The following is a 12,160-nucleotide window of genomic DNA, read 5'->3' as shown; positions in this document are numbered from 1 at the left end:
CGATCACCCCGTACGCCGACGCGGTGATCGCCGCGGCCATCAGCCGGCACCTGACCGAGCGCAGCCTCGACCTGCACCCGGCGGCCGCCCTGCTCAGTTGCGGCATCCTGCAGGTGTCGCTGCTGCTGAACAGCCGCCGGGGCACGTGACGTGGGGGCGCGGCTCGGTGGCCGCGCCCCCGCCGGTCCTGAGGGCGGGTTGTCGATGACGTGCAGGGTCGGTGCGCCGCCCGCGGCCGGCTGGGTGACGGCGTACAGGGTTTCGCTGTCGGGGGACCACACCAGGCCGCGCGGGGCGAGCACGTCGGTGGTGATGTCGATGCGCCGCTCGGGGACGACACCGCCGGTCTCGTAGACGTAGATGTCGTCGCCGGTGGCGCGGACGCCGTTGGCGACGTGGTAGTCGTCGGGGGCCGCCGCAACGGCGACCGGGTAGTACCCGGTGTAGTAGGAGCCGCGGCCGGACAGGTCGTCGATCGCGTACGCCTGGGTGGCGTTGCGGGATCCGGCCCCGGTCAGCAGGGTCTGGCCGTACTTGTCGATGCTGATGTCGTTGAGGTTGCTGCCCGGCGCGGTGCCGGAGGTCCTGGTGGTCAGGTCACCGCTCTCGCCGATGTCGTAGACGTACACCGTGGACAGGCTGAGGTTGAGCTGCGCGGCGACCAGCGGACCGGCGGCGTCGTCGTGGGCGGCCAGCAGGGGTGCCCGCTGGAAGCGGACGTCGCCCTGGGTGTTGAGATCGATGGTGGGCTTGGGCGGCGTGCTCGGCGACGGTGACGGCGACGCGGACGGCGATGCGGACGGGGACGGGGACGTGGACGGGCCGGGCTCCACCGGTTCCGGGAACTTCACCCGGCCCACGCCGCCGCTCCAGGTGCCGTCGCAGCCGTGGCCGAACCAGAGCAGCTCGCCGGCCCGGACGAGGTGGGTGGGGCACGTCCGCGCGCCGGTGCTGTAGCGGTCGGTCTCCTTGAGGGTGTGGGTGTCGATCACCGAGATCGCGTCGCCGGCGGCCAGGGCCACGTAGAGCTTGTGGTTGTCGGCGTTCAGGGCCAGGCCGGTCGCGCCGTACTGACCGGTGATCGTCTTCTTCACGTGGCCGTCGAGGTCGGTGACGACGACGCCGTTCGAGCCGGACCCGCCGGTGATGTAGACCTGGTCGTGGTCCTGGTCGACGACGAGGTCGCCGAAGGCGGGCAGCCCCAGCTGATGGTCGAGGGCCTGGGCCGGCCCTCCTGAGTAGACGATTGTCGTAACAGCCAGGGCGGCGACGGCCGCACCTGCGAATATGCGGCTGTTCGGCACCTTCATTGATTCCTCCCCCGTGACACAACGATGGCGCAGGCAGGTTATGCACGCCATTCCGGGTCGCGCTGTCCCGGGCGCCGTCGTATCGCAGGTGCTGGACAATGGGACATTCCGACTGCGGGAGAGGTGTCGGACCATTGAGGACGGTCATTGCCGGTGACGGATCCGGCTGATACGGTCGCTGCCAGCTATCGGCTGAGTACCACCACACGGGGGGCCGGATCCGCTCGGTCCGACGCGCTTGTACGCGTCGCAATTCTTCTGTCAACCGAGTCGGCCAGCGACATTCACCAGCGCACATCCGCCCTTCCCGCACGCCCATTTCTCCAATGGCGACGTGTGGCGATCGAGGCTGCCTGTTCCGTCGCATGTCCGCACCTCCATCGAGGAGAGCTCGACGAGCATGGACACCCATTCTCCGCACAATCGCCGTCGTCGTACCGCCATCGGCGCGGGCCTGCTCGGCCTGCTGCTCATCGGCTCGGGCCTGGTCGCCACGCAGCGCCTCGGTGACGACGGACCGTCGTCGAAGTCCGCCGAGGAACGCGCCCGTGACGCCGTGGTGCTGGCCGATCCGCCCCCGGGCGTGCCGCCGGTCAAGGGCCGCCCGGTCGCCGCCACCCCGCCGGGACCGGGCAGCAGTCTGCCGGACCGGCAGAAGGCGCCCACCGGTAAGACGTTGCCGGCCGCGAAACGGGTCGCGGAGAAGATCTCGGCGCGTACCTCGAACGCCAAGGTGTGGACCCTGGCCGACGGCCGCACGCAGGCCGAGGTCAGCGGCACGCCGCTGCACTACCGCGACGCCGGCGGGCGCTGGCAGGACATCGACACCACGGTCCGGCGCACCGGCGAGCAGGGGTACGTCTACCGCGCCGGGAAGAACTCCTTCGACAGCCGCTTCGGCGACCGCACCGACCGGCTCGTCCGCTATGACCTGGGCGGACGCTCGGTGTCCGTCGGCGTCGCCGGGGCCGCCCGCAAGGTGACACCCAAGGTGCGGGGCAGCGCGGTCCGCTATCCGGACGTGTTCGGCAGCGCCGACGTCGCCTACGACGTCAACGCCTCGGCGCTGAAGGAGAAGATCGTGCTCGACAAGGCCCCGGCCGGGGCCGCGTCGTACACCTTCACGCTCGCGCTCGACGGGGTCACCGCCGCCGCGCAGCCCGACGGTTCGATCGCCTTCCGTGCTGCCGACGCCGACGGTGCGCCGCTGTTCTACCTGCCGAAGCCGTACATGTACGACAGCGGCGCCGACCCGGCCACGCCGACCGGCACCGGGTGGAGCAACAAGGTCACCCAGGTCCTCACCGGCTCCGGCTCCACGCTCCGGCTCACCGTCACGGCCGACGAGAAGTGGCTGCGCGACAGCGCCCGCAGGTACCCGGTGGTCATCGACCCCACCATCAAGGTGCAGCCGCAGGTGGGCCAGGCCCAGGACGGGATGATCAACTCGTACGACCCGGCGGTCAACTACGACACGTCGTGGCGGCTGTCGGTCGGCACCAACCAGGTCAGCGGCTCCACCAACGCGATCTTCCGCAGCCTGGTGAAGTTCCCGCTCAGCGAGGTCCCGGCCGGTACGAAGCTGGACTCGGCCCAGCTCAAGATGTACTTCGACCAGAACATGGTGAACGCGCTGGACAGCACCGTGGTGCCGATCAACGCGCACCGGGTGACCGCGCCCTGGAACGAGAGCACGGTCACCTGGAACAACATCAACACCGCGGTCGGCGAGATCGGCACCAACACCGAGCAGATCGACAACGCCGACTCCGGCAAGACCGCGGCGGTGGGGGAGTGGCCCTCGGTCAGCGCCGCGGCGGCGCTGAGCGGCAGCTACCGCACCAACAGCGGGGCCACCACCGGCGACACCTACACCTGGGTGCCGCGGGTCACCGAGGCCGGCAAGTACGACGTGCAGGTGCACTACGTCCCCGGCGCCGACCGGGCCACCAACGCGCCGTACACGGTCTTCCACACCGGTGGCAGCACGGTGAAGACGGTCAACCAGACCACCGGTTCGGGCAGCGGGGCCTGGGTGTCGCTGGGCGAGTTCTCCTTCAACGCCGGCACCACCCACAAGGTCGTCCTGGGTGACGTCGCGAACAAGACCGTCGTGGCCGACGGCGTGCGCCTGGTCAAGAAGGCCGCCGACAGCAAGGGCGCCTTCCAGAACCACGCCTGGCACACGTTCAGCGTCCGGTCGATCGTGCAGGACTGGATCGACGGCAAGCAGGCCAACAACGGTTTTGTGCTCAAGACCCCGAACGAGGCCAGTGTGCTCAGCGGCCCGCGCTACGAGGGGGCCGAGAACGCGTTCGGTGGCGAGGTCGACACCTTCCCGACCCTGCTGCTGACCTGGGGCCGGCCCGGCGTGACGCTGCAGATGCCGACGACGATCCGTTCCACCGGCGCCGAGCTGGCCTGGAGCGCCTACGCCGACCCGTCGAGCAGCACGAGCGACGACATCGTCGAATACCAGGTGCACCGCAGCTCCGCGCAGAGCTTCATCCCCTCGGAGCGCACCCTGGTCGCACCCATCCTCAAGGACCGCACGTCCTACAGCGACACCAGCGGCACCCCGACGCCGGCGAACAACGCCACCGAGTTCGGTGCCCCGTTCTACTACATGATCGTCGTGAAGACCCGCGACGGGCAGCTCATCCCGTCCCCGGCCGAGCAGGTGCAGCTGCCCAAGGCCGGCCACATCGTGCGCGTGCTGCAGGGCAACTCCACCGACACGACGCTGACCAGCAAGCAGCCCGACACCGGCCACGACGTGCTCGACGGCGGCGGACTGGTCCAGATCGGCAACAACGGCTCGATCTTCGGCACCAGCCGGGCCGTGGTGAAGTGGCCGAGCATGACCGGGCTGCCCACGGGCACCAAGGTGCTCAGCGCGAAGGTCGGCCTCTGGGGTGCGTACTCCGAGGGCGACGGCGGCGCCACCTTCAACATGCACGGCCTGACCCGTGACTTCGACGAGGCCACCGGCTCGTGGAACAAGGCCGCCGGTTCGACCGCGTGGACCACCCCCGGTGGCGACTACACGGCGGCGGCCTCGGGCTCGGTGACCAACATCGGCACCGATCCGCGCTGGCAGAACTGGAACGCCACCGCGCTGGTGCAGGGCTGGGTCAACACCCCGAGCAGCAACAAGGGTGTGCTGTTCCGGCTGGCCAACGAGTCCACGCCGACACAACGGGTGCTGTTCACCGCGGGTGAGGTGCCGGACATCCGGCAGCGGCCCCGCCTCGAGGTGATCTACACGGCGCCGGCCACGGAGAACACCTACTACGCGCCGACCGTGCCCTCGCGGATGATCCCGGGTGACGAGTACACGTCCCCGGTCACCATCACCAACTCGACGAGCTCGGCGCTGAACAAGGCGGACTGGGTGCTGTCGTACCGGTGGGAGCTGGCCGACGGCACCGACGTCACCAACGGCGACAACCAGCGCGAGACCCCGCTGCCGGTGGATCTCGCCTCCGGCGCGGTGACCACGGTCAACGCGAAGATCATGACGCCGGTCCGCTCGGACCAGGGCAACAAGCGGCAGAAGTTCGTCCTCAAGTGGGACCTGCGCAACAAGACCACCAACCAGTGGCTGTCGCAGGTGTGGGAGATCCCGCCGCTGGCCCAGCCGGTGACCGTCGAGGACCCGACCTCCGACCAGCTCGGGCTGGAGAAGTTCTACCAGTACACCGGCCAGAACGCGGGCGCCGGCTCGACCGTGATGGTGAACCAGTTCTCCGGCAACGCGGTGTTCAGCTACAACGCGTTCAGCAACCCGAGCCGCGGCCTGTCCACGTTCCTGCGGCTGTCGTACAACAGCCAGGACAGTTCCAATTCCTACATCGGGTACGGCTGGTCGCTGTCGACCTCGACCGTCACCCGGCTCGGCTCACCGCTGCAGTTCTCCGGCGGTGACGCCCGCTGGCCGGCGAAGATCACGCTGACCGACGGCGACGGCACCAGCCACTTCTTCGACCTCAACAAGCACAACAGCAGCAACGAGGCCGACTGGGACTACGACAGTGCCGCGGGCGTGCACCTCTATCTGCAGCGCAACGGCGACGACCCGACCCGTACCTGGGTGATGACCCGGCCGGACCGCAGCCAGTTCTACTTCGACGTGGACGGCTACCAGACCGCCGTCATCGACAAGAACGGCAACGACCTGCGGTTCACCTACGAGCGGGTCAAGGTCGGCAACCGCAACACCGGGGTGCTGAAGTACATCACCGACGCCACCGGCCGCCGCACGCTGACCTTCGAGTACTTCAACAGCGGCGACAACTTCCCCTTCTTCACCGGCAACAGCGACACCAAGCAGTCCGGCACGAACCTGGCCAACGGCCAGATCGTCAACCAGCTGCGGGCCATCACCGACGTCACCGGGCGCCGCGTCACCCTGACCTACAACGACAAGGGCCTGCTGCGCGAGGTCCTCGACGGGCAGGGCACGCCGGACGAGAAGCCGTTCGGCTTCTACTACGACGACGCCTCCGGCCTCAACAATCCCAAGCTGGTCCGGGTCGACGACCCGCGCGGCAACGGTACGAAGCTCGGCTACTTCCCGGCGTCCGCCGGCAACCTGCTCAAGTGGCGCGCCGAGCACGTGACCGACCGCAACGACAAGGAGACCGGCTTCACCTACACCGACCCGGACGGCTCGACCGGCTCGTTCATCGAGAACGTGGTCACCGACGCGAACGGGCACGCCTCGAAGTACCTGCTCGACGGCTACGGCCGGCCCACCCTGCTGACCAACGCCAAGCAGCAGAAGACCGAGCTGACCTGGGACGCCGACAACAACGTGCGGCGCCTGGCCGAGGACAACGGCGCGGTCACCACCTGGGTCTACGACGAGAAGACCGGCCTGCCGCTGGAGATCAAAGATCCGGAGGCCAACAAGAACAACTGGCCGGCGCAGAAACTCGAGTACCGGTTCGGGCTCAAGGGCCACACCGCCGAGCTGACCGCCAAGACGTCCCCCGAGGGCCGCAAGCACACCTTCGGCTACGACGCCTACGGCAACCTGACCTCGGTCACCGACCCCAAGGGCACCGCGACCGCGGCCGCCGGTGACTACACCTCGGTCTACACCTACGACACGTGGGGTCAGCAGAAGACCTCGACCGACGCCAACGACAACACCACCAAGTACGACGACTACGACCCGGTCGGCTATCCGCGGACCATCACCGACGCCCTCAACCAGAAGGAGACGTACGAGTACGACGCCATCGGCAACGTCGTCTCGATCACCGACGCCGCCGGCAAGACCTCGACGTACACCTACGACGTCTTCGGCCGGCCGCTGAACTCGCGGGAGCCCAAGGACACCGCGAACAACGTCTTCATCGTCACGCCCGGCCCGACCTACGACGGCAACGACAACGTGGTGCGCGAGGAGGCGGCCAACGGGGCCGTGACGGAGTCGGGCCACGATCCGACCGACCGGCTGGAGTTCCGCAAGGAGCCCAGCGACGGCAGCGGTGCGCCGGAGCGCCTCACCACCTACGACTACGACAACGTCGGCAACCTGCTGCGTGACACCGAGCCCAAGGGCAACCTGACCGCGACTCCGGACGACTACACGACGACCTACCGCTACGACGAACTGAACCAGGTCGTCGAGGCCACCGACCCGCTCGGCGGCCGGGTCGTCTCCACCTACGACAACGTGGGGAACCTGAAGACCGCGGCGGATCAGCGCAAGTCGGCCACCACCGACCCCGACGACTACAACGCGAAGTACGACTACGACCTCAACCACCGGCAGATCGCGATCACCGACGCGGCCGGCAACGTCACGAAGACGGAGTACGACCGCGACGGCAACCCGACTGCCACGGTGGACCGGGAGAACAACCGCACCACCGTCAAGTTCGACGCGCGTTCCGCGGTCGAGGAGATCAAAGCTCCGCACAAGACGGTCGACGGCACGACGACATACCGCACCTCCAAGTTCGAATACGACGAGGTCGGCAACAAGACCCGGGCCATCTCACCGCGGGGTGTCGAGACCACCGGCGACCTGAACGATTTCGCCACGGTGACCGTCTACGACGTGCTGAACCGGGTCAAGGAGCAGCAGGAGCCGTACGCCTCCGGGGACGACCGGTACAAGACGGCCGACAAGACCGTCTACACCTACGACGAGGTCGGCAACACCAGGACGGTGAGTTCCCCGCCGTCGGAGGGTGAGACGACCCGGCCCGAGAACAAGTACACGTACTGGGACAACGGCTGGAACCGCACCAGCACCGACGCCTTCGGCATCAGGACCGAGTACGACTACGACGCCATCGGCAACCAGACCTCCCGCAAGGTGACCGGGGCGAACAACAAGACCCGGCAGATGAACTGGACGTTCTTCCCGGACGGCAAGCAGAAGACCCAGTCCGACGACGGCGCCGGCTCCGGCACCGCCCGGAAGAACTTCGAGTTCTCCTACGACGCCAACGCCAACCTGACGACGATGCTCGACAAGAGCACCGACGCCAAGATCGACACGTACGCGATGACCTACGACGTGGTCAACCGCATGGAGAAGGTCGAGGAGAAGCTCGACGGCTCGGTCAAGAACACCACCAGGTACGGCTACGACGTCAACGACAACCTGCTCGAGCTGACGCACGACAAGACGTACTCGAAGTACACCTACGACGCCCGTGACCTGGTCTCGGAGCTGAAGAACGGCAAGACCGCCACCGACTCCGACGCGAAGACGACCACCTTCACGTACACGAAGCGGGGCCAGGTCGCCACGGAGAAGAAGGGCAACGGCAACACCGTCACCTACGACTACTACCTCGACGAGCAGCTGCAGAAGCAGGTCGAGAAGAAGTCGAACGGCACGGTGGTCAACGAGCACACCATCGAGTACGACGCCAACGGCCACCGCGCCAAGGACGTCGCCAAGAAGCAGAACGCGGACAACAAGTCGGCGACGATCGACACCACCACGACGTACGAGTACGACCCCAGGGACCGGATCCGCAAGCAGGTCAAGACCGGTAGCGGTGCCGGCACCGAGACGTATGTCCACGACGCCAACAGCAACGTCATCGAGCAGTCGGTCAAGAACACCAGGACCACGTTCAACTACGACAAGAACCGGCTCAAGACCTCCACGTCCACCACCGCCGGCATCTCGGTCAGCTCGACGTTCAAGTACGACGACTTCGGCCGGCAGGAAAGCACGACGACGGACGGCAAGGAAACCGAGAAGTACACCTACGACGGCTTCGACCGCACGACCAAGTACACCAAGACGCCCGGTGGCGACACCGAGTACACCTACGACCCGCTGGACCGTCAGCTCACCCGCAAGCAGAACGACAAGACCACCAAGTTCTCCTACCTCGGGCTGGCCGAGCAGATGCTGTCGGAGGAGGAGGGCGGCAAGCTCCGCAAGACCTACCAGTACGGGCCGGACGGCAACCTGCTGTCGCAGGCGAAGTTCAAGGACGACGGCAGCTTCGAGACGTCCTACCAGGGTTACAACCCGCACACCGACGTCGAGCAGATCACCGACGAGCAGGGCGACTCCCGGGCGACGTACGGCTACACCGCGTACGGCAGCAACGACGACGCCCAGTTCAGCGGCGCCGACAAGCCCGACGCCGGCAACCCGGAGGATCCGAACAAGGAGCCGTACAACGCCTACCGGTTCAACGGCAAGCGGTTCGACCAGTCCTCCGGCTCGTACGACATGGGGTTCCGTGACTACGACCCCGGCCTGAACCGGTTCCTGACCCAGGACAGCTACAACGGCGCCCTGGACGACATGAACCTGTCGACCGATCCGTTCACCAACAACCGGTACGCGTTCGGCGGCGGCAACCCGATCTCCCAGGTGGAGATCGACGGCCACTTCTCCCTCAGCGACGTCGGCCACGCGGCGCTGGACGTCGCCGGCCTCGTACCCGGTGTCGGAGAGGTCGCCGACCTGGCCAACGCGGCCTGGTACGCGGCCGAGGGCGACTACGGCAACGCGGCCCTGTCGGCGGCCTCGGCGATCCCGTTCGCCGGCTACGCGGCCAGCGCGGCCAAGGGCGCCAAGTACGCCGCCAAGGGCGTGGACGCCGCCCAGTCGGCGGCCAAGGGGGCCGACGCCGCACGCAGCGGGTCGAAGGCCGCCAACGCGGCCCAGGGTGGCGGTAAAGCCGCACCGTCGCCCGCCAAGGCGTCGTCCGGCGGCGGTGGCCCGACCGGCGGTGCCAAGGCGACCGGCGGCGGTGGGAGCGCAGGACCAGCCAAGGCACGAGGTGGCGGCGGTGGCGGTGGCGCGAAGAGCGGCGGCACGGCGGCCTCCCGTGGGGGCAGTTGTGCGAGCAACAGCTTCGTGCCCGGCACGGCCGTGCTCATGGCGGACGGCTCGCTCAAGCCCATCGAGGACATCGACCTCGGCGATGAGGTGCTGGCCGGCGACCCGGAGCTGGGGATCACCGAGAGCCGGCCGGTCACCGACCTGATCACCGGTGACGGAGAAAAGCAGCTGGTCGAGATCACCGTCGACACCGACGGCGCGGCCGGGAAAGCCACGGGAAGCGTCATCGCGACCGACGGCCACCCGTTCTGGGTCGACCAGCTGGGCAAGTTCGTCCCCGCCGCGGAGCTGCAGACCGGCGACCTGGTCGAGGACGCCGACGGCAAGCTCCTCGAGGTCAAGGCGACGCACACCTGGAAGGAGACCCGGCAGGTCCACAACCTGACCGTCGACGGCATCCACACGTACTACGTCGTCGTCGGGACCGCCACGGTTCTGGTGCACAACTGCGGTGGGAAGATCCCGTACAACAGCGACGGTCTCAGCACTGCGGCGTACAAGGCCCGTGGGGGTGGCGGATTCCCCACCGGCCCGCGGACCAAGGCGCCCGGCGGCAACGTCGCGGTGGCCAAGGTCGACGGTCACAACGGCCTGGTCACCGGCTTCAGCAAGGGTGACGGCTACCATTCCGAGGACCACATCATCGACCAGATCAACGCGATGAAGGCCAAGGGCAACAACGTCGGGAAAATCACCGAACTGTACAGCGAACGGCAACCCTGCTCCGCGTGTGCGAGCAAGCTCTCCGGTTATCTGGCGGACAATGCGCGGGTGACCTGGTCGGTGCCCTGGGGTGACAATGCGCTGGTCAATTCCGTGGCCAATGAGATGCTGGCGGGAATGATTCGAAGAGCCAGCGGCGGACGGTAGTGCGGCGAGGGGCCCGGGGAACGAATTCCCGGGCCCCTTTGTCGTGGTGCGGTGAATGGATTAGTCTCGGCGAATGGCTGACGAGGCACTCGAGACCACAGTGGCGCGGGAGTTGCAGGCCGCCGGACTGCAGGCTTCGTCATTCGACGATCCGCAGACCGGCGGCTTCGGTGTCGAACCGGATGACGGTTTCGTCGCGGTGGTCTGGACGCCGTCCGAGGCATTGAGCTCCGTCGCGTTCGACAAGCTGATGGCGGGAGAGACGGAGCACGAGGCAGTCCTGCACATGGGACGGGTCAAGCACCTGATGGCGACCGCGATCCTGGGGATCCTGCAATCCGCCGGCCTCGAGGCCAGGATGAGCTCGGACGACATGGCTCCGGCCACGGTGGAGGTCCGATCCAGCGGCGCCGCCCGGTGATCCGTTCGCCGTCCGACAGCAGGGTGAGGAAGCCCGGCTGGATGTCGTAGACGCGGTTGCTGGAAGTGTTGAGGCCGTAGATGGACGCGATGTTCGTGCTGGTCTTCGAGTCGGTCACACTGGCCGGGGTGGAACGCTCGCTCGCCGCGCAGGGCGTGCAGGTGCAGCACCGGAGTGAGGATCGCGGCGGGGAGTACCTCCTGTGCCGGCTCGGCGACGGGCCTGCCTGGGAGGTCTCCCTGGAGGCCCCGGACTCGCCCAGTTTCGCCGAGCTGGAGGGTCCCGACCTGGACCACATCCGCCGGCTGCGACCAGCGGCCGTCCTCCTGATCGCGTTCCGGACGTCGAGCTGGGAGGCCATCCACGAAGTGCTCAGGAACGTGGAGTGGCACCGGTCGGCGCGATACCTGGCGGGCGACGGCACCGGGGTTTCGGTGAGCGTCGGCTGACGGCCGGACCGGGGGGGGGGGCGCGGGCGCGGGCGGGGCCGGCGGCGCGCGCGCCGCGGCCGGGGCGGCCCGCCGCCCGGGTCCGACCGGTGCACCGAGTCTGAGGAGGCGTCATGTTGATTGCGGCGATTCTGACCCTGGCCGTGGGCACCTACACGATGCGGCTGGCCGGCGTGGTGCTGCGCGACCGCCTCGAGCTCTCCGACCAGCTCCAGCGCCTGCTCCCGATGGCCGCGGCAGCGCTGCTGGCGGCCCTGGCGACCACGGCCGCCCTGATGGAGGGGACGGGCTTCGCCGGCATTGCCCGCCCGGCCGGCGTCCTGGTCGGCGCCCTGCTGGCCTGGCGCCGGGCGCCGTTCGTCGTGGTCGTCCTCGCCGCGGCCGCTACCGCCGCCCTGCTCCGGCTGGCCGGTGTCGAGTAACCGCCGCGGGTTGAATCAAGCACGGACCTGGCAGGGTGAAGGTGGCCGTCCATGAGCCGCCAGGCGATTGGTCACCCTCGCCCGGTCTCGGCGGGAGTGCCCTGTGTCAACCGCAGATCCCGGAGGCGACGCTGTCCTGGGTCGCGAAGGCGGTAACGGTGAGTATGGCGATTCTATTCTCGGGTAACGGGAGGTTGCACGAGATGGTCGCGCTCACGACGCAGCTGTGCGAGGGTCCGGACTGACCTTCCGAGTAGTCCCCAAGGCCCCCCTGTCTCCTTGCTTGCGCCTCAGAAAGGAACCCAAATCGGTAGATCTTGGTAAAAAGTGGCCGCAATGGCGGCCACTTT

5 protein-coding genes are annotated in these 12,160 nt (G+C 68.0%); 4 read left to right on the top strand and 1 reads right to left on the bottom strand.

Annotated elements, in window-relative coordinates:
- On the bottom strand, positions 1-1,310 hold a 1,310-nt coding region (locus AB0C29_RS14740), incomplete at its 3' end, for a hypothetical protein (RefSeq protein WP_360820296.1).
- Positions 1,311-1,710: 400 nt separating this feature from the next.
- Here AB0C29_RS14740 and AB0C29_RS14735 point away from each other — a divergent pair.
- From AB0C29_RS14735 to AB0C29_RS14720, 4 genes are all read left to right on the top strand, one after another.
- Positions 1,711-10,518 (top strand): DNRLRE domain-containing protein, encoded by an 8,808-nt coding sequence (locus AB0C29_RS14735; protein ID WP_360820293.1) that lies wholly within the window; start codon positions 1,711-1,713, stop codon positions 10,516-10,518.
- Between the two features lie 73 nt (positions 10,519-10,591).
- Complete coding sequence (locus AB0C29_RS14730) at positions 10,592-10,939, top strand: hypothetical protein (RefSeq protein ID WP_360820290.1); 348 nt, start codon at positions 10,592-10,594, stop codon at positions 10,937-10,939.
- Positions 10,940-11,019: 80 nt separating this feature from the next.
- Positions 11,020-11,388, top strand: coding sequence for a hypothetical protein (locus AB0C29_RS14725; protein WP_360820287.1), 369 nt, complete (start codon positions 11,020-11,022; stop codon positions 11,386-11,388).
- Positions 11,389-11,501: 113 nt separating this feature from the next.
- Positions 11,502-11,810: an AzlD domain-containing protein gene (locus AB0C29_RS14720; RefSeq protein ID WP_360820284.1), complete on the top strand. Its 309-nt coding sequence runs from the start codon at positions 11,502-11,504 to the stop codon at positions 11,808-11,810.
- The last annotated feature ends 350 nt before the right edge of the window (positions 11,811-12,160 follow it).

Origin of the sequence: Actinoplanes sp. NPDC048791, assembly GCF_040650095.1 — a bacterium.
Taxonomy (GTDB): domain Bacteria; phylum Actinomycetota; class Actinomycetes; order Mycobacteriales; family Micromonosporaceae; genus Actinoplanes.
This window is presented reverse-complemented; position numbering and strand designations above follow the sequence as displayed.